Here is a 16,626-nt window from a genome sequence, read left to right as displayed (position 1 = left end):
ACCTATGGGCAAGGCCTGAACTCAGGCCTCGCTTCCTTCTTCCGCCGCATCGTCTTCAACGGCTTCTTCTTCGGTTTCAAGGTCGGACGGATCAACCCAGCCAAGCTGGATACGCGCCGTCATCACCATGTTCTGAGCCTCTTCGAGGGAAAGGTCGAACTTTTCGAGGACACCATCGTCCTTGATGCGTTCGCCATTCACCGTGGTCCAGCCACCGGCCAGCTCCCAGTCCGCGCAGGTTGCGAAATCTTCGAGAGATTTCACACCGTCTTCGGCCAGTGCCTCAATCATCTGGGGTGTCAGACCCTCAAAGTCAACAAGGCTGTCCTCGACACCCAACTCGCGGGCATGTTCCATCGCCTTGCGATTGGCCTCTTCGAGCACGTCACGGGCACGGGCTTGCAGCTCGTTGGCGGTGTCTTCATCCACGCCGTCAATGACCAAAAGCTCGTCGACCTCGACGTAAGCCACCTCTTCAAGGTTGGTGAAGCCTTCGGAAACCAGAAGTTGGGCGAAGAATTCGTCCAGATCGAGCGCATCCATGAAGAGCTGCGTGCGGGCCGCGAATTCTTTTTGGCGACGCTCGGATTCTTCGGCTTCGGTCAGAATGTCAATGTCGAGACCGGTCAGCTGGGATGCCAGACGCACGTTCTGACCGCGACGACCGATGGCGAGCGACAGTTGCTCATCCGGCACCACGACCTCGATTTTGCCTGCATCCTCGTCGAGCACCACTTTGGTGACTTCGGCCGGTTGCAGCGCGTTCACGAGGAAGGTCGGCTGATCGTCATTCCACGGAATGATGTCGATTTTCTCGCCCTGAAGCTCGTTCACCACGGCCTGCACGCGCGAGCCGCGCATACCGACACAGGCGCCGACGGGGTCGATGGATCCATCGTAGGAAATCACGGCGATCTTCGCGCGCGAGCCGGGATCACGGGCCACGGCTTTGATCTCGATGATGCCGTCGTAGATCTCCGGCACTTCCATCTTGAACAGCTCGGACATGAATTCCGGTGCGGTGCGGGACAGGAAGACCTGCGGCCCACGGGCTTCGCGGCGCACGTCTTTGATGAAGCAACGAATGCGGTCATTCGGGCGATAGGCCTCGCGACCGATTTTTTCGTTGCGGCGCAGGATGCCTTCGCCACGACCGATGTCGACGATCACGTTGCCGTATTCTTCGCGCTTCACAACACCGTTGATGATCGTGCCGACGCGGTCTTTGAACTCGTCGAACTGACGATCACGCTCGGCTTCGCGCACTTTTTGCAGGATGACCTGTTTTGCAGATTGCGCGGCGATCCGGCCAAGCTCCACCGGCGGGACCTCGTCCTTGATCTCGTCACCGATCTGCGGGTCAGCCATATATTGCTTGGCCTGTTCCACGGTCAGCTCGGCTTGGTAATTCTCAAGCTCTTCGTCCTCGACCACGGTGCGCACACGGGTAAAGGTGGCGCGGCCCGTCTTGCGGTCGATGGAGACGCGGATGTCCATCTCGGCGCCGTAACGCGACTTCGCGGCACGGGCGAGGGATTCTTCCATCGCTTCGACCACGAGATTCGGGTCGATCATTTTCTCGCGGGCCACGGCCTCGGCGGTTTGCAACAGCTCAAGCTGGTTTGCAGAGGTGATTGCCATTACTCAGTCCTCTCTCAATCCTCTGAAGACCCGTCGTCGGTCTGGATTTCGTCAAATTGGTTCTCGTCAATTGCCCCATCGGATTTCCGTTGGCGCAGCATTTCGCGGATCAGCTCGTCGGTCAGCACAAGTTTGGCGTCCGACAGCCAGTCAAAATTCAACCCGATGGTCACGTCCTCGCCACCTTCTTCGATTGTGATCAGAACATCGTCGCCCTCGACGCCGGCCAACTGGCCTTTGAAGCGGCGGCGCCCGTCGATCATCTCGGTGGTCTCGATCTTGACCTCATGGCCCTCAAATGTGTCGAAGTCCTTCAAACGCGTCAGAGGACGGTCGATGCCGGGGCTCGACACTTCGAGCGTATATTCATCTTCGATCGGGTCTTCGACGTCGAGAATAGCAGAAACGGCGGTGGAAATCTCCGCACATTCGTCCACTTCGATGCCGCCCGTCGGGCGTTCGGCCATGATCTGAAGCGTCTTCGATTTGGTCGAAGACATCAAACGCACGCGCACAAGTTCGAACCCCATGCCTTCGATGACGGGGCCCACGATTTCCGCCATCCGGCGGTCGATCGCGGTTTTTGCAATCAGGTCCGACATTGAGAGGCCTCTTTCGATACGGTTCACTTCGGGACTTGGCCCTTGGATGAGGGCACAAAAAAACGGGCGCGCGGCCCGTCGATCTTTCTCGGTGGAGCTTCGGGAACTCCCGACAGCGCCGCTGTTGGAGAGGCATATACGCGCGACAACGCAAAACTGCAAGCCCTATAGCGTCTCAGCCCATGAGATCGCCAAGGAGGTCGCCGAGCCGGTCCATCGTCATGACCAAAGCCTGGGTGATCCCCGGCTCAGACAAAGCATGCCCAGCGCGCCCCACCATGATCAGGCGGGAGATCGGCCAGATGCGGTTCAGCTCATAGGCGGTCGCGGGCGGACAGATCATATCGAAGCGGCCCTGCACGATGGTGCCCGGCACATTGGCCATGCGGTCGATATTCGTCATGAGCTGACCGTCGTGATCGAAAAACGCGCCGTTGATAAAGTAGTGATTCTCGATCCGCGCAAAGGTGCGGGCATAGTCCGGTCCCGGCTCGCCCACGACACCGTCCGTGGCAATCGACGCCAAAGCATTTTCCCAGCGTGACCAGATACGCCCATAGACAATCTCTTCCTTGTGATTGCCGCTGAACAAACGCCGATGATAGGCCGCGATCAGATCTCCGCGCTCCTCTTCCGGGATGGCATCGCGGAACTCGGCCCAGAGATCCGGCCAAAACTGCCCCGCACCACCTGCGTAGAACCAGTCCAGTTCGCTTTGCCGCGCCGTGAATACGCCGCGCAACACGAGGTGAAGCACACGCTCGGGATGGGCCTGCGTATAGGCCAACCCCAAGGTCGCCCCCCAGCTCCCGCCAAAGACAATCCAGCGTTCCAGGCCGAGTTCGAGCCTGATTTTCTCGATATCCGCGATAAGATGCTGTGTCGTATTGGCCTCAACTGATGCAAAGGGCCGGGATTTGCCACAGCCCCGCTGGTCGAACAGGATGATGCGATATTTGGACGGGTCGAAATAGCGTCGCATATAGGGGCTGCACCCGCCGCCCGGACCGCCATGCAGCACCACCACCGGAATCCCCGCTGGATTGCCACTTTGTTCGACATATAATTGATGCCCGTCCCCGACCTCCAACGTGCGGTGGTCATAGACCGCGATTTGGGGGTAGAGATACGAATATGCGCTCTTTTGGCCTGAGACCTTGTCCATGGAAATCCTATATAGAGCGGACTAAGTCATAGTCCCGGCGGACGGATTTGAACATGAAGGAGGCGATCATGCAAACCACCATTGACCCGCAAGAGGTCGCGAAATTCGAAGCAATGGCTGCCGAGTGGTGGGACCCAACCGGGAAATTCAAGCCTTTGCACATGATGAACCCGGTGCGGCTCGACTACATCGTGACGCAGATTGCCGCCGAATTCGGGCGTGATCTGGCTTCTGAGAAACCTTTCGAAGGCCTGCGCCTGTTGGACATCGGCTGTGGGGGCGGGCTTTTGTCCGAACCGATGGCGCGGCTTGGCGCCACCGTGGTGGGTGCGGATGCCGCAGAGCGCAACATTCCCGTGGCCCAGGTCCATGCCGAGCAATCCGGCCTTGAAATCGACTATCGCAACACCACCGCCGAAGCGCTGGCCGAGGCGGGCGAGCAGTTCGACGTCGTGCTGAACATGGAAGTGGTCGAGCATGTCTCCGATCCGCTGGCCTATCTGACCGCCTGTCAGCAGCTTTTGAAACCCGGCGGGCTGATGATCTGCTCGACGCTCAACCGCAATCCGAAAAGCTACGCCATGGCGATTTTCGGCGCCGAGGTGGTGATGCGCTGGCTGCCGCGCGGGACGCATGAGTGGAAGAAATTCATCACGCCGGATGAATTGTTCGACCTGATCTCGAAAGCAGGCCTCAATCCGGTGGATCGCAAAGGCTTCGTCTTCAACCCGATCCTGTGGACATGGTCGACCTCTGCGCGCGACCTCTCCGTGAACTACGTCACCGCCTCGATTAAGCCAGAATAGACCCTAATCCAGCTTAATTCTTGTCCTCCAACCGGATGCGCATTTCGCGTAGCACCGGCAGGGCGGACTTGACACGTTCAACGCCGATGGCTTCGACAATCTCAGAGAGGATCGGGGCGATCGCCGCCAAGGCCGCATCTCGCGCCGAACGGCCCGAGGGCGAAATTGACACGAATTTGCGCCGCGCATCGTCCCAGTCGGGGCGAATATGCACATGGCCTGCCCATTCCAATTTGTTCAGCGTGTTGGTCATCGCGCCGCGTGTGACATGAAAAGAACGCGCCAGCTGCGCCGGGGAGCGTTCGTCATTCGCGCGCGCCAGATGATTGAGCACGGAAAAATGGCTGATCTCCATGCCCTTTGGCAAAGCCTTGGTCAGCCGGTTCCGCGCCAACTGATCGGCCATGAAAATTTCGGAAAACAGCGCCACAGAGAGGGCATCGTGGTTTGGAGTCTCAGACATGTGAGACCTCGAAGTCGCGATCATGCATGAGCGCAGGAATGCGCTTGCGGGCCTTGGTGACCTCGTCCAAACCAATCTCGACAAGACCCCAACCCGGCTCAACCCCACCATCAAAGATCACTTCGCCCCAAGGCGACACGGCCAGAGAATGACCATAAGTCCGACGGTTCACATCGCGCTTTTCCTTATGATGCCCGGTCTGCGCAGGCGCCAAGATGTAGCAGCCGGTTTCAATTGCCCGCGCGCGCAACAGGCTATGCCAATGCGCCTCGCCGGTGACGGCGGTAAAGGCGGCGGGTTGGGTGATAATCTCGGCACCGGCCTTGGCGAGCGTCCGATGAAGATGCGGAAAACGCAGATCGTAGCAGATCGTCATGCCGATCTTGCCCATAGGCGTCGCGGCGACAACGGCCTTTTCACCCGGACGATAGCCATCGGATTCACGATAGCGCTCCGTCTCGCTGACATCCACATCGAACATGTGAATCTTGTCGTAGCGGGCTTTGATCTCTCCCTCCGGGCCAATCAGAAAAGACCGGTTCGCAAAACGCCCGTCCGGGTCATCGGTCTTGAGCCCCAGCGAGCCGATCAAGACCCAAATCCCGCGCAAACGCGCCAGATCACGCAACGCTTTCAGCGTCGGATCCTCGGCCTCATGATGGAGAACCTCCAACTGATGTGCGCGCGATGAGGACACACAATTCGTGACCTCAGGTGTCATCACGATCTCAGCCCCCGCCTCCGCTGCTGCACTCACATAGTCCAAGGTGACGGGCAGGTTCGCGAGGGGATCGTCGCTAGAATTCAGGGTGACAAGACCGACTCTGATCATGCCTCAACCCGCCAAAAGAGGATCGAGTTTCCCCGCGCGCTCCAAAGCGTGCAACTCATCGCAGCCCCCGACATGCGTATCGCCGATGAAAATCTGCGGCACGGTGTGGCCCCCATTCGCCTTGTGCATCATCTCCTGACGCTTTGACGGATCGCGCATGACGTCGATATCGGTGTAAGTGACACCTTTCGAATCGAGCAGGCGCTTGGCCGCGATGCAATAGGGGCAGATGGGGGTCGTATAGAGCGTGACAGGTTGCATGGGAAAATCCTTTTGTTAGCCGCGACTATAAGGATTTAGGTGTCCCTGTCCACGCGTGCCAGAACCGCGACGTCCACACCTTTTGCACCTGCGGCAAGACAGACCTCCGCGCATTGAGTCAACGTTGCCCCCGTCGTCATCACATCATCAATGAGCAAAACCCGTTTGCCTTTGATGTTGTCCGCTCGTTTTACGGTGATCCGAATGGCACCCGCCACTGTGTCGCGCCTTTGTTCTGCGGTCATGCCATCCAAAGTGCGCGTCGCGCTGGAGCGCTTCAAAAGGTCCGGGATATAGGGCCGATCATGCAATTTCGCGACACGCGCGGCGAGCAAAGCCGCCTGATTGTACCGCCGCCTGAGGATACGAACCCAATGCAGAGGGACAGGGGCAACCACCGTATCGGGCGTGATCAGGGGCGCCGCCGCATTGGCAAGCCATTGGCCCGCGGAATAGGCTAAATCCGTGCGGTCGCCATGTTTGAACCTGAGCACGATGGAGCGTCCGTTGCCCGCATAGAGCATCGCGGCCCGACCCCGATCCCAAGCTCTGGGGTGCGCGCAGCAATCGTCACAGAGATCGCCCTCCTGCGCATCGCCGATCAACGGACGACCGCAGGCCTCGCAGGGATGATCGACGATAAACGGCGTGTTCGACCAACATGTCGGGCACAAACCCCGCGTCACCTCGATCATTTCGTCGCAGGTGAGGCATTGTGCCGGGTAGATCAGCTTTGCCAGCCTTTGCATTTCCCGCTCACCTTTCTACATTGCGCTTTGAACGCAAAGACATTGTCAGGACACCCCATGTCGCAGCCTGCCCCTTTGGTCGATCGAGACCAGTTGGCCCGAAATCGCCGCCGCGCCTTGCGGAAGGCCGGGGATTTCTTTTTGCACGACGAGGCCCGTTTCGAGATCGAAGATCGGCTCGACATGGTTAACAAATCGTTTACGTCCCCCGCCATCGTCACCGGTTTTCCCGAAATTTGGGCCAAGTGGTTCCCCGACGCGACAATCGTCCCGGATGATGATGTGCTGACACTAAAGGAAAACACGCATGATCTGGTGATCCACGCCATGAGCCTGCATTGGGCCAATGATCCGGTCGGGCAACTCATTCAATGCAACCGCGCCCTGAAACCCGATGGATTGATGATCGCCGCTTTCCTTGGGGATCAGACCCTAAACGAATTGCGCGCCTGTCTTGGGCAGGCGGAAAGCATGATCACGGGCGGGCTGTCGCCGCGCGTTTTGCCGATGGGTGAGCTGCGCGATCTTGGCGCCCTGCTACAACGCGCCTCATTTGCCCTGCCGGTCGCGGACAAAAGCGTGCGCAAAGTGAGCTACCCGTCGCTGGCCCGCATGGCCGCCGATCTGCGTGCCATGGGGGAAGGCAACGCGCTCACAGCTCGCAAAAAATCCAATGCTGGCAAGGCGATGTTCGATCACGCCGAACAGCTTTACAAAGATCACTTTGCCGAAGACGACCGACTGGTCGCCACCTTCGATCTGGTGTTTCTGACCGGATGGGCGCCCGATGCCAGCCAGCCGAAACCTCTCATGCCCGGCTCAGCAAAGATGAGTCTGGCAGCCGCGCTCCAAACCGAAGAATTCAAACTGCCTGACAGTTGACTTGCCCCGATCTTACACCATCCTAAGCCTAAAGAAAAAGGAAATCCCATGGGACAAATGAAGCCCACCCGGCTGAACATGACTGCTCCGGATGCCACCTGTCCGTTTCACGCTCCGAAAGATCACCCGAAAGTTCCGACCGAGAAAATCGGTGTCTTGATCGCCAATCTCGGGACGCCGGACAACACCGACTACTGGTCCATGCGGCGCTATCTGAACGAATTTTTGTCCGACAAACGGGTGATCGACTATCCGAAATGGAAATGGCAGCCGATCCTGCAAGGCATCGTTTTGACCTTTCGCCCGTCGAAATCCGGCGCCGCCTATCGGTCGATCTGGAACACCGAGGCGGATGAAAGCCCTTTGATGACCATCACCAAACAACAGGTGGCCGCTATCGAAGCCGGGCTGAAAGCCGAGTTCGGGGATCGTGTCATGGTCGATTTCTGTATGCGTTACGGCAATCCGTCGACGAAATCGAAGGTGGAAAAACTGGTCTCAGAGGGCTGTTCGAAAATCCTGTTTTTCCCGCTCTATCCGCAATACGCCGGTGCCACGACGGCGACGGCGAACGATCAGTTCTTCCGCGCCCTGATGGAGGAAAACTGGCAACCGGCAAGTCGCACAGTGGCGCCCTATTTCGACGATCCGACCTATATCGACGCCCTCGCCCAATCGGTCGAGCGCGCCTACGCGGCGACTGAGAAAAAACCGGACATCCTGATTTGCTCTTACCACGGGCTGCCCGAACGCTACCTCAAAGAGGGCGGCGATCCCTATCATTGCCAATGTCAAAAAACGACACGTCTCTTGAAAGAGCGACTTGGCTGGGATGACACGCAGATCATGACGACGTTTCAGTCGAAATTCGGCCCCGAGGAATGGCTTCAGCCCTACACGGTCGAAGAGGTCGCGCGTCAGGCAGAGAAGGGCAACAAGAGAATCGCAGTCTGTGCGCCCGCCTTTTCCGCCGATTGCATCGAGACGCTCGAAGAGATCAACGAAGAGATCAAGGAAAGCTTTGAGCACGCAGGCGGCGAGGAGTTTCTCTACATTCCCTGCCTGAATGATGATCCGCTTCATATCGAAGCGCTCTTGGGCCAAATCCGTAAAAATCTGGCGGGATGGGTTTAACGCCCCCCGCCTCCCGAACGACAAGACAAATGAAAAGGGCGACTCAAACGAGCCGCCCTTTTAAATTTTAACTGCAGTGCAGACGATTAGTCAGCAGCAACAGCAGCAGCAACCAGTGCCAGGATCAGAAGCGGCACAACGTAGCCACCAGCGGAAGAAGAAGAAGTTTCTTCAACAACAACCGGAGCTTCGATAACCGGCTCAGAGTAGCCACCAGCGAAAGAAGCGGTGCCAGCCATAGCGAAAACGGCAGCAGCAGCGAGTTTTTTCATAGTCAATCCTCCTTAAACCCCACGAAAGAGGGCAGGTTTGTTACACAACAGAAGCTATAGAACTCAAACTGTAGGAAAATCAATCACTCCGCAGGGAGGTGACTATTTTCTTGGGGCTTGTCGTCAAATTAGCAACACTTGTGTACCAACATTAGCAAGATCAAACAACTCTGCAATATGTTCATTGTAGAGACCGATGCAGCCATTCGAAGACCGACGGCCGATCTTGCGCGTGTCATGCGTGCCGTGGATGCGGTAATACTGCCAGGACAGGTAGAGCGCATGGGTGCCAAGCGGGTTATTTGGACCCGGACCGACAAAATCCGGCCACTCCGGATTGCGCACCTTCATCGCGGGCGTCGGAGACCAGCTTGGCCCTTCGACTTTACGGATGATGGACGTGCGGCCACGGCGCGTCAGATCTTCTGTCAGAGGCACTGAGGTCGGGTACAACTTATAAATGCTCTGATCCGCACTCCAATAATGCAGCGCGCGCGAGGTCGTATCGACGAGAATCGCACCATTTGTCAGGGAGCTGAAATAGGGACGCCAATCGAGCGAGCGAAAGCTCGAGATATTCCGACGCACCATGGTCGAAATATCACCTTCGATCTCGGTGGTCCCCTGCGTTTGCGCCAGAACCGGCTGCGCTATGAGCGCGGTTGATCCGGCCACAAAGGCACGGCGGGAAACCTTGGAAACGGATGTCTTACTCATAGGACGAGACCATTCATGATATGGGGATTACGCTGTCTTATATGGCGCGTTTGTCTCAGTCGCAAATCAAACTATCGATCACAGCAAAAACCCGCGAACATGATTTGATCCTTCCGGGCAAAGCGTTTAATCCATCTGGAGAACAGTCATGGAGTATCTGGCATGTCCCGGATTATCGCTATCCTCATTGTGGCCCTTATCGGATTGACGGCATGTGACACGCCGACAGAACGGCTTGGTCCGGATGGAAAGCCTTTGCCCCGCGTATATCGCATCAGCGCGAGAGATGAGGGCACGATCCAATATCGGATGCTCGATTCGATCAACGCGCTTCGCTCTGCGGCCGGTGCGTCGCCTGTGACGTTGAACGCAAATCTCAATGCCGCCGCCGCCACCCATTCGCGCGACATGCATGTGCAAAACCGTCCCTGGCATTTCGGCTCTGACGGCTCCTCGCCGCTCGACCGCGTCATGCGATCTGGCTACCGTGGCATGATGCTGGGCGAGAATATTTCCGAGACCTACGAGACCGAGCTTGAAACCCTGTCGGCATGGATGGAACAAAGCGATACGCGTGACATCATTCTCGACCCGAAAGCGACCGACATCGGCTTTTCGTGGTATCAGGAAGACAGTGGGAAATTGTGGTGGACGCTCTTGATCGGCGCCCAAACCACAACCATCGCTTCGAACCAATAACGGTATCAAATCAATATTTTACGGGAAAATATCCACTTGGGTGCCGTCCTGCACCATGGTGTAAATTTTCTCGATCTGACGATCCCGGACCGCAATACAGCCTGCGGTCCAATCCTTACCCTTGCCTCGGTTCTCGCCCGCACGCCCGTGGATGAAAATATCCCCACCCGGACGTCGACCGAGGGAGGCCGCGTAGGCGCGATCCTGATCGTTCGGGTAGGAAATCCCCAGAGACAAGTGGTAGGATGAATTCGGATTGCGGCGGTCGATAACATAGCTGCCTTCCGGCGTCTTACCGTCACCTTCGAACCGCTTCGGACCGATGGGGTTTCCGCCCAGCCCGATCTTGAACGATTTGACCACGTCTTCATGATGCAAGAGGTAGAGCTTGCGACGCTCTTTATAAATCACGATGCGCGTGATTTCCGGCCCTCGATAGGGCCTCAGCGTGCGTGCGAAAGCCCCCGAGGAAAAAGTTAATGCGGCCGCAGCCGTTGTGATGAATACCCGACGATCCATGATCTCTGCCCGATTTGTTTTTTTACAGAAATACACCTGATCGGTGAGTCAGGACAATATTTTCTCGTGTCAACGGCGCTTAAAACAGGCCGCAATTTCCACATGCGGCGACCAGCGGAATTGATCCACGGGCACAATCCAGTCGATTTCAAAGCCCGCTTCGATCAAAACCTTCGCATCCCGCGCAAATGTGATCGGGTTACAGGACACGAATCCAACCGTTTTGAGACGACTTTTCGCGATCTCATCACATTGCGCCAAGGCACCGGGCCGCGGCGGATCGATGATGGCGGCATCATAGGCGTTCAGCTCATCATCGCGGACCGGTTGTCGAAACAAGTCACGGGTCTCCACCGTCACCGCCTTTAGCCCCTGCGCCTGACGCCAGCCTTTGCTCAAAGCCTCCAACATATCGGAGACACCCTCGACAGCATGCACCTCCGCATGCTCCGCGATGGGCAAAGAAAACGTCCCGCATCCGGAAAACAGGTCAATCACGCGATCTGCGCCTTCGACCGCCTTGCGCATCAAGGTCACGAGAGCCGCCTCACCTTCCGCTGTCGCCTGAAGGAACGCGCCCGCAGGCGGCACCACGCGCGCTTTGCCAAAGGACAGGTAGGGCAGAGCCTCCCCGGCGAGATCTTCGCCATTCCAGGACAGCCGGGACAGAGACAAATCCCGCACAAAACCGCCCAATTCGATACGCATGTCCAGATCGAGCGGCTTGCCGTTCTCCACCGCAATATCGAGCCCACTGTCCGAAGAAATCAGCGTGATATCCATTTCCCCACGCCGAGATCCACCCAGTTCGACCAGCCTGTTCAGGGCTCCGTAGGCTTGCATGATCTCAGGCACCATCAGGATACAATCCGGCACTTCGACCAAACTGTCCGATGCTCGGGCGTGCAACCCCACCATCGTTCCCTTTTTCGTGCGTCGCCCATGGAAAACCGCCCGCCGTCGGCTGCGTCCCGGAGAGGTCAAAATAGAGCCTAACTCAGCGGAAATACCTTGATTTTCAAGGGCTGATTTCACGAAATCCGACTTCCATTGCGCCACGAAATCCTCAGAGGCATGCTGCAATGAACAGCCGCCACAAGACTTTGCATGACTACATGCCGGGCGCACGCGCTCCTCCGATGGGGTCACAATCCGAGCGCCGGGGACCCTGCCCTGCTCTTCGAGGCCTTCGACCACCTCACCGGGCAAAGTATTGGGGACGAAAATCCCGTCGGCGGTGATGCCGTCGCCCTTATGCCCCAAACGCACGATTTCAAACTGATCCATCACGCCCCGCTTTTTTCATGAGGTCCCCATACGTGAGACGAAATCCGCTTTCGATCCACGCCCGTTCCAAATCTCGCAACATAGTGCCCAGCGCAGGCCCTGAAAAATCGGCCATGAGATCCTGCGCTGAGACAGGGAATTTTGCCTTGGCGGCCTTTTCAATCTCTGCGGACAGAGATGCATCCAGTGGCTGTTCAAAAAATGCTGCCCGCAAAGCCGCCACATCCCAGGCCATCTTTTTGCCCTCGCGATACGCAATCTCGCGGATCGTCTCGACCCCTTCTGCATAGGTCCTGAGCGTATCATATTGCCGGCTTTGTTGCTTGGAGAGGCGCAAAATCTTCGCCACATCAAATCGGCCCAGCGCGGCCAGACGGACAATCGGATCAACGCTGTGCTCGAAGGAAGTCAAAAGGAAGAAGGCCTTTGTGGAAGCCCCCGGAAGCAGCGCATTGAGCACCCCCGCATGATCCATCGCAGCCACCGCACGGTCTGGCTCAGAGGCAGACAAAAGCTTGATCAGCTCGGCGCCCACCCTTTCTTTTGATAGGCTTGAAAGGCCTTCGATATTCTGCGCACAGGCTGCAAGCCCCTCCGGGTTCATCCCCGCGTCATCATCGCCATACCAAGCATGAAACCGGAAAAACCGCAGAATTCTGAGGTAGTCTTCGCGGATGCGCTGGTTGGCATCGTCGATAAAGCGCACCCGCCGTGCCAACAGATCCGGCAGCCCGACAAGAGGATCGACAATGGTGCCATCCGCCCGCGCATAGAGCGCATTCATGGTGAAATCGCGACGATGCGCATCATCCTCAAGCCTATCGGAAAACACCACAACCGCGCGACGGCCATCGGTTTCGACATCTTTGCGAAACGTCGTGATTTCAAAGGGTTCACCATCGACAACCACGGTCACGGTGCCATGTTCGATCCCGGTGGGAATGGCATTGAACCCACAGGATTTTGCCAATTCCATCACACGCTCCGGCCGTACGGAGGTCGACACGTCAAGATCACTCACAGGCACATTCATCAGACTGTTGCGCACACATCCACCGACGAAAAATGCCTCTTCCCCCGCATCTGAGAACATCGACATGAGGCGCGTTGCTGCGGGTGACGTGATCCAAGAGGAGGTCACTCTCATTGGTTTACCCGCTCCGCCAAGACCCGCAAGATGCGCGCCGTTGCGCCCCAGATGTAATAGGGTCCGTAAGGCACTGTATAGAACGAACGCAGCTGTCCACGCCAACGACGCGACTGAATTGAAAAATTATCCGGATTCAGCACATGCGAGAGCGGCACATCGAAAACCTCAGACACCTCACCCGCTTCAGGAACTGGCGTAAAATCGTCTCTAATCCAGCCTAAAACTGGAAACATTTCAAACTGTGTCACGGTTTGATGTGTGGGCAATTCGCCGAGAACATCCACATTTGAGGGAGGAAGACCGATTTCTTCATAGGCCTCGCGCAGCGCGGCTGCGACATGATCGTGATCTTCGGGATCGACCCGACCACCCGGAAATGCAATTTGCCCCGGGTGGTGTTTGAGCGCCGAAGAGCGTTTTGTCAGGATGAGACGCAAGCCGTCTGCGGTTTCCTTGATCGGCACCAGCACCCCGGCAGCGCGCAGGGGGCTCGTAACTGTCGGACGCAGCGCCTTGTTCAGGTCAAAATCCGACGAAGTCTCGCCGGATTTTCGCAAGAGCGCCGCAAGGCCGTTTCGATCAATCTCCGTCACCATCCTGTTTATCCTCCGCCTCGAACCCCAGCGTTTTGGGATCAAGCACATAATGCGCCCCACAAAACTGACAGTCCGCCGTCACAAGACCTTCTTCAGTCGTCATATGCGCAATGTCTTTGGCAGAATAGATCGAGAGGCTTTCGCGCACACGTTCTTCGGAACATTGACAGCCGAATGCGACCGGCTGCGGATCGAAAACGCGTGGCTTGTCTTCATGGAACAGGCGCACAAGCAATTCGGTGGGTTGCACACGCGGGCCGACCAATTCCATCTCTTCGACGGTATCGAGCAAGATATTGGCACGGTTCCAATCCTCGAAATCCTCCTCATCCAAGATGTCGGAGGCGCGCAACAGGCCGCTGTCATCCCCCTCTTCTGATTGCGCGACAAAAGGCGAGGCTTTCGGCATTTTTTGCAGCATTACGCCTCCGGCACGCCAGCCCTCTTCGGAACCCGGCGTTTGGGATTTTCCGAAACTCGTGACAAACCGGCTTGGAAGCTGTTCGGACTGGGCAAAATAGGTCTCTGCACAGGCCGACAGAGAGCCGCCAGAGATCGGAGTGATGCCTTGATAGGGCACATTACCCTGGCCCTGATCGATCAAAATGGCGAAATAACCTTTGCCGATTTGCGAAAACGGATCGACGCGCGGCACAAGACGCGACGCATCATAGGATGCATAAGCACGGACACGACCCGGCTCACCTTCAGACGCTGGCGCATAGTAGTCGGTGGCAATCAAACGTGCGGGACCATCCCCACGCACCTGCAGAGACAGCTTCCAACGCAACTTGATGGTTTGGCCGATCATCGCCGTCAGCAAAGCCATTTCGGCAACCAAGGCCTCGATCTCATTCGGATAGTCGTGTTGCGATAGAATTTTATCCAGCACACCATCGAGGCGCACCACCCGGCCGCGTATATCGGAGGCGTCCAACTGAAACGGGAGAACTGTGTCATCCCAAGCGATTTTTGATCCGAGCATTTTTGCGTTCCCTGACATTCGGCGCTGGCATATCCTGTTCATATAGGCGGAACAACCATTGAAGAAAGGTCAGGCACATGCGCAGATATGGAGAACCCAGGATTTCAGGGAAGCCATATCGTGCCCGTCCCGGTGCTTATGCCATTCTTCCGCGAAACGATCAGGTGCTTCTGACCTATCAGGCCGGCATTCACCATGAATTTCAACTCCCCGGTGGCGGCATCGATCCCGGTGAAAGCCCAGTCCACGCCCTGCATCGTGAAGTCTTTGAGGAAACAGGCTGGCGCATTGCGCAGCCGCGCTTCCTTGGAGCTTTCCGCCGATTTGTTTTTATGCCCGAATACGATCTCTGGGCGGAAAAAATCTGTCATATCTACCGGGCGTTTCCGGTGCGGAAACTGGCCGAGCCACCAGAGAATGATCATTCCGTTCATTGGGCAAGTTTGGATCAGGCTATGATCAGCCTTGGAAACCCCGGAGACAGAGCCTTTCTTCAGACCTTATTCTGACCGGGATACTCCAAAAGGATCGCCGAGATATCGTCCGGGAAATCCCTGTCATTGTTGAAATTATTCAAGTCCCATAGGAAGGTATCAAAAAATGCATTGCCGGTTTCTTTGGAGATCTGGTGACACATCTCGATCAGCCCCTCTTCGCCCAACATGCCATCTCCACCGTCCGGGCATTCCGTCACACCATCCGAAAACACCAGAATGCGTTCGCCTGGCGCCAGCTTGATGTGGACATCCTCGAATTCCGCAAACGGCAGCAAGCCAACGGGAAGTCCGCCCGTCCCAAAGAACGTGGCGACACCATCAGGTGATTGACGAATGGGATTTGGATGACCGCATTGGGTCATCACAAAGTCGCCCGTCATGCGATTAAAATGACCCAAAATCATGGTGAAATAGAGATCCGTCTCCATTTCCTCCAACATCAATCGGTTCAAATTGGCCGCCACCTCAGACGGGTTCCGCGGCACATGGGCGCCGTCTTCACCGACTTGGATGGCCAGATTTTGCTCTGCGGTTGACCCCGACAGATAGGCCGCGAGCCGCGCCGTCATAAGCGCGGAGGCAATGCCGTGGCCCGATACATCAATGGAAAAAATTCCAAATTGCTGATCGTTGATCGGAAAAAAGCCAACCAAATCCCCCCCTACATGCCCGCTCGGTCGCAACAGAAGTGACACTTGGGCGGAGGAAAAATCACGAAACCGTTCGCGCACAAGGGATTGCTGGAGCTTTCGTGCCTCGACCAGATCACGGTCGAGAGAATCATAAAGCGCAGAAATTTCCGTCAGGGTCGAACTCACGAGCCGGTTCTTTTCCGTCAGCTCCCGCTCCATGCGCAAAATACGCTCGCCAGCACGAATACGTGCCAGCAACTCATCTCCCGCGACTGGTTTCGTCAAAAAATCATCCGCGCCGATATCAAGCCCCTGAGCCACCTCCGTCTTGTCGGATTTAGACGTCAAAAGAATAAAATAGCCGTAGTGTTCACGTTCAAGCTGCCGAAATTCCTGACAGAATTCCAAACCACTCATGCCAGGCATCATCCAATCCGACACGACCAGATCAATGGCTTCAGATTGGCAAACTTCCAGCGCCTCTTCGCCGGATGCCGCCTCAAACACCATGTAGCCCCATCGCCCAAGATAGGACGAAAGAATACGCCTCTGCGCCCGCGAATCATCAACGACCAGCACATTATTCACCACGCCGCGTTCAGGAACGGCCTGAAGATATGCGTGTTTTTCTTGAGCGATGGCCAAAATCGACGTCCTCATAATCATTTCGATGTCTGAGCATGACCCGATCGGTTTAATGCCGCCTTAAATGTAAAATTTTCCGGAAATCAGATCAC

General features: G+C 56.7%; 20 protein-coding genes. 5 read left to right on the top strand and 15 right to left on the bottom strand.

What is annotated here, in order from left to right:
* Window positions 1–21: 21 nt before the first annotated feature.
* From nusA to pip, 3 genes are all read right to left on the bottom strand, one after another.
* Window positions 22–1,641, bottom strand: coding sequence for a transcription termination factor NusA (nusA, locus tag ACN0X0_RS07395; protein WP_417278625.1), 1,620 nt, complete (start codon window positions 1,639–1,641; stop codon window positions 22–24).
* Between the two features lie 14 nt (window positions 1,642–1,655).
* Window positions 1,656–2,243, bottom strand: a complete 588-nt coding sequence (rimP, locus tag ACN0X0_RS07390; protein ID WP_167601202.1) for a ribosome maturation factor RimP — start codon at window positions 2,241–2,243, stop codon at window positions 1,656–1,658.
* A gap of 175 nt (window positions 2,244–2,418) precedes the next feature.
* Window positions 2,419–3,408, bottom strand: a complete 990-nt coding sequence (gene pip / locus ACN0X0_RS07385; protein ID WP_417278624.1) for a prolyl aminopeptidase — start codon at window positions 3,406–3,408, stop codon at window positions 2,419–2,421.
* A 68-nt stretch (window positions 3,409–3,476) separates the two neighbouring features.
* On the opposite strand from pip, the gene ubiG reads away from it, so the two are divergent.
* Window positions 3,477–4,214 carry a bifunctional 2-polyprenyl-6-hydroxyphenol methylase/3-demethylubiquinol 3-O-methyltransferase UbiG gene (gene ubiG, locus ACN0X0_RS07380; RefSeq protein ID WP_417278623.1) on the top strand — a complete coding sequence of 246 codons (738 nt, stop codon included), beginning with the start codon at window positions 3,477–3,479 and terminating at the stop codon, window positions 4,212–4,214.
* A gap of 13 nt (window positions 4,215–4,227) precedes the next feature.
* On the opposite strand, the gene ACN0X0_RS07375 is transcribed toward ubiG, so the two are convergent.
* From ACN0X0_RS07375 to ACN0X0_RS07360, 4 genes are read right to left on the bottom strand one after another with little or no spacing between them, the layout of a single operon-like run.
* Window positions 4,228–4,677 carry a MarR family winged helix-turn-helix transcriptional regulator gene (locus ACN0X0_RS07375; RefSeq protein WP_417262397.1) on the bottom strand — a complete coding sequence of 150 codons (450 nt, stop codon included), beginning with the start codon at window positions 4,675–4,677 and terminating at the stop codon, window positions 4,228–4,230.
* A complete protein-coding gene (locus ACN0X0_RS07370) occupies window positions 4,670–5,509 on the bottom strand; it encodes a carbon-nitrogen hydrolase family protein (protein WP_417278622.1) in 840 nt (279 codons plus the stop codon). The genes ACN0X0_RS07375 and ACN0X0_RS07370 overlap by 8 nt, the downstream gene beginning before the upstream one ends.
* Before the next feature lie 3 nt (window positions 5,510–5,512).
* Window positions 5,513–5,770: a glutaredoxin 3 gene (gene grxC, locus ACN0X0_RS07365; RefSeq protein ID WP_417278621.1), complete on the bottom strand. Its 258-nt coding sequence runs from the start codon at window positions 5,768–5,770 to the stop codon at window positions 5,513–5,515.
* A gap of 35 nt (window positions 5,771–5,805) precedes the next feature.
* Window positions 5,806–6,519 (bottom strand): ComF family protein, encoded by a 714-nt coding sequence (locus ACN0X0_RS07360; protein ID WP_417278620.1) that lies wholly within the window; start codon window positions 6,517–6,519, stop codon window positions 5,806–5,808.
* A gap of 57 nt (window positions 6,520–6,576) precedes the next feature.
* Between ACN0X0_RS07360 and ACN0X0_RS07355 the strand changes: the two genes are divergently transcribed.
* Entirely contained in the window at window positions 6,577–7,401 is an 825-nt protein-coding gene (locus tag ACN0X0_RS07355) for a methyltransferase domain-containing protein (protein WP_417278619.1), read from the top strand.
* A 48-nt stretch (window positions 7,402–7,449) separates the two neighbouring features.
* Window positions 7,450–8,535 carry a ferrochelatase gene (gene hemH / locus ACN0X0_RS07350; protein ID WP_417278618.1) on the top strand — a complete coding sequence of 362 codons (1,086 nt, stop codon included), beginning with the start codon at window positions 7,450–7,452 and terminating at the stop codon, window positions 8,533–8,535.
* Window positions 8,536–8,621: 86 nt separating this feature from the next.
* On the opposite strand, the gene ACN0X0_RS07345 is transcribed toward hemH, so the two are convergent.
* Window positions 8,622–8,807: a hypothetical protein gene (locus tag ACN0X0_RS07345; protein ID WP_417262403.1), complete on the bottom strand. Its 186-nt coding sequence runs from the start codon at window positions 8,805–8,807 to the stop codon at window positions 8,622–8,624.
* 123 nt (window positions 8,808–8,930) lie between these two features.
* Window positions 8,931–9,524, bottom strand: a complete 594-nt coding sequence (locus ACN0X0_RS07340; protein ID WP_417262404.1) for a L,D-transpeptidase — start codon at window positions 9,522–9,524, stop codon at window positions 8,931–8,933.
* 162 nt (window positions 9,525–9,686) lie between these two features.
* On the opposite strand from ACN0X0_RS07340, the gene ACN0X0_RS07335 reads away from it, so the two are divergent.
* Complete coding sequence (locus tag ACN0X0_RS07335; protein WP_226551740.1) at window positions 9,687–10,223, top strand: CAP domain-containing protein; 537 nt, start codon at window positions 9,687–9,689, stop codon at window positions 10,221–10,223.
* A gap of 18 nt (window positions 10,224–10,241) precedes the next feature.
* Here ACN0X0_RS07335 and ACN0X0_RS07330 read toward each other — a convergent pair whose 3' ends face one another.
* The 5 genes from ACN0X0_RS07330 to ACN0X0_RS07310 form a co-directional block, all read right to left on the bottom strand.
* Entirely contained in the window at window positions 10,242–10,742 is a 501-nt protein-coding gene (locus ACN0X0_RS07330) for a L,D-transpeptidase family protein (RefSeq protein WP_417278617.1), read from the bottom strand.
* A gap of 69 nt (window positions 10,743–10,811) precedes the next feature.
* Window positions 10,812–12,029 (bottom strand): class I SAM-dependent RNA methyltransferase, encoded by a 1,218-nt coding sequence (locus ACN0X0_RS07325; RefSeq protein ID WP_417278616.1) that lies wholly within the window; start codon window positions 12,027–12,029, stop codon window positions 10,812–10,814.
* Window positions 12,016–13,128 carry a CCA tRNA nucleotidyltransferase gene (locus tag ACN0X0_RS07320; protein ID WP_417278615.1) on the bottom strand — a complete coding sequence of 371 codons (1,113 nt, stop codon included), beginning with the start codon at window positions 13,126–13,128 and terminating at the stop codon, window positions 12,016–12,018. The genes ACN0X0_RS07325 and ACN0X0_RS07320 overlap by 14 nt, the downstream gene beginning before the upstream one ends.
* Before the next feature lie 44 nt (window positions 13,129–13,172).
* Window positions 13,173–13,775 carry a CoA pyrophosphatase gene (locus ACN0X0_RS07315; RefSeq protein ID WP_417278614.1) on the bottom strand — a complete coding sequence of 201 codons (603 nt, stop codon included), beginning with the start codon at window positions 13,773–13,775 and terminating at the stop codon, window positions 13,173–13,175.
* A complete protein-coding gene (locus ACN0X0_RS07310; RefSeq protein WP_226551731.1) occupies window positions 13,759–14,760 on the bottom strand; it encodes an Hsp33 family molecular chaperone HslO in 1,002 nt (333 codons plus the stop codon). Before ACN0X0_RS07310 ends, ACN0X0_RS07315 begins: the two co-directional genes overlap by 17 nt.
* A 77-nt stretch (window positions 14,761–14,837) precedes the next feature.
* Here ACN0X0_RS07310 and ACN0X0_RS07305 point away from each other — a divergent pair, with 77 nt between their 5' ends.
* Window positions 14,838–15,269, top strand: a complete 432-nt coding sequence (locus ACN0X0_RS07305; RefSeq protein WP_417278613.1) for an NUDIX hydrolase — start codon at window positions 14,838–14,840, stop codon at window positions 15,267–15,269.
* Here the strand turns inward: ACN0X0_RS07305 and ACN0X0_RS07300 are convergent.
* Entirely contained in the window at window positions 15,254–16,534 is a 1,281-nt protein-coding gene (locus tag ACN0X0_RS07300) for a PP2C family protein-serine/threonine phosphatase (protein ID WP_417278612.1), read from the bottom strand. The genes ACN0X0_RS07305 and ACN0X0_RS07300 overlap by 16 nt on opposite strands.
* Window positions 16,535–16,626 lie beyond the last annotated feature (92 nt).

This window comes from Celeribacter sp., from assembly GCF_048270365.1.
Taxonomy (GTDB): Bacteria; Pseudomonadota; Alphaproteobacteria; order Rhodobacterales; family Rhodobacteraceae; genus Celeribacter.
The sequence above is the reverse complement of the archived record's forward strand: the minus strand, read 5'-3'. Positions and strand labels throughout refer to the sequence as shown.

What these genes read in the sequence shown, in the direction of transcription:
- nusA (WP_417278625.1), bottom strand. Translation starts at nt 1,641, where the DNA reads ATGGCAATCACCTCTGCAAACCAGCTTGAGCTGTTGCAAACCGCCGAG.
- rimP (WP_167601202.1), bottom strand. Translation starts at nt 2,243, where the DNA reads ATGTCGGACCTGATTGCAAAAACCGCGATCGACCGCCGGATGGCGGAA.
- pip (WP_417278624.1), bottom strand. Translation starts at nt 3,408, where the DNA reads ATGGACAAGGTCTCAGGCCAAAAGAGCGCATATTCGTATCTCTACCCC.
- ubiG (WP_417278623.1), top strand. Translation starts at nt 3,477, where the DNA reads ATGCAAACCACCATTGACCCGCAAGAGGTCGCGAAATTCGAAGCAATG.
- ACN0X0_RS07375 (WP_417262397.1), bottom strand. Translation starts at nt 4,677, where the DNA reads ATGTCTGAGACTCCAAACCACGATGCCCTCTCTGTGGCGCTGTTTTCC.
- ACN0X0_RS07370 (WP_417278622.1), bottom strand. Translation starts at nt 5,509, where the DNA reads ATGATCAGAGTCGGTCTTGTCACCCTGAATTCTAGCGACGATCCCCTC.
- grxC (WP_417278621.1), bottom strand. Translation starts at nt 5,770, where the DNA reads ATGCAACCTGTCACGCTCTATACGACCCCCATCTGCCCCTATTGCATC.
- ACN0X0_RS07360 (WP_417278620.1), bottom strand. Translation starts at nt 6,519, where the DNA reads ATGCAAAGGCTGGCAAAGCTGATCTACCCGGCACAATGCCTCACCTGC.
- ACN0X0_RS07355 (WP_417278619.1), top strand. Translation starts at nt 6,577, where the DNA reads ATGTCGCAGCCTGCCCCTTTGGTCGATCGAGACCAGTTGGCCCGAAAT.
- hemH (WP_417278618.1), top strand. Translation starts at nt 7,450, where the DNA reads ATGGGACAAATGAAGCCCACCCGGCTGAACATGACTGCTCCGGATGCC.
- ACN0X0_RS07345 (WP_417262403.1), bottom strand. Translation starts at nt 8,807, where the DNA reads ATGAAAAAACTCGCTGCTGCTGCCGTTTTCGCTATGGCTGGCACCGCT.
- ACN0X0_RS07340 (WP_417262404.1), bottom strand. Translation starts at nt 9,524, where the DNA reads ATGAGTAAGACATCCGTTTCCAAGGTTTCCCGCCGTGCCTTTGTGGCC.
- ACN0X0_RS07335 (WP_226551740.1), top strand. Translation starts at nt 9,687, where the DNA reads ATGTCCCGGATTATCGCTATCCTCATTGTGGCCCTTATCGGATTGACG.
- ACN0X0_RS07330 (WP_417278617.1), bottom strand. Translation starts at nt 10,742, where the DNA reads ATGGATCGTCGGGTATTCATCACAACGGCTGCGGCCGCATTAACTTTT.
- ACN0X0_RS07325 (WP_417278616.1), bottom strand. Translation starts at nt 12,029, where the DNA reads ATGGATCAGTTTGAAATCGTGCGTTTGGGGCATAAGGGCGACGGCATC.
- ACN0X0_RS07320 (WP_417278615.1), bottom strand. Translation starts at nt 13,128, where the DNA reads ATGTCGATGTTCTCAGATGCGGGGGAAGAGGCATTTTTCGTCGGTGGA.
- ACN0X0_RS07315 (WP_417278614.1), bottom strand. Translation starts at nt 13,775, where the DNA reads ATGGTGACGGAGATTGATCGAAACGGCCTTGCGGCGCTCTTGCGAAAA.
- ACN0X0_RS07310 (WP_226551731.1), bottom strand. Translation starts at nt 14,760, where the DNA reads ATGCTCGGATCAAAAATCGCTTGGGATGACACAGTTCTCCCGTTTCAG.
- ACN0X0_RS07305 (WP_417278613.1), top strand. Translation starts at nt 14,838, where the DNA reads ATGCGCAGATATGGAGAACCCAGGATTTCAGGGAAGCCATATCGTGCC.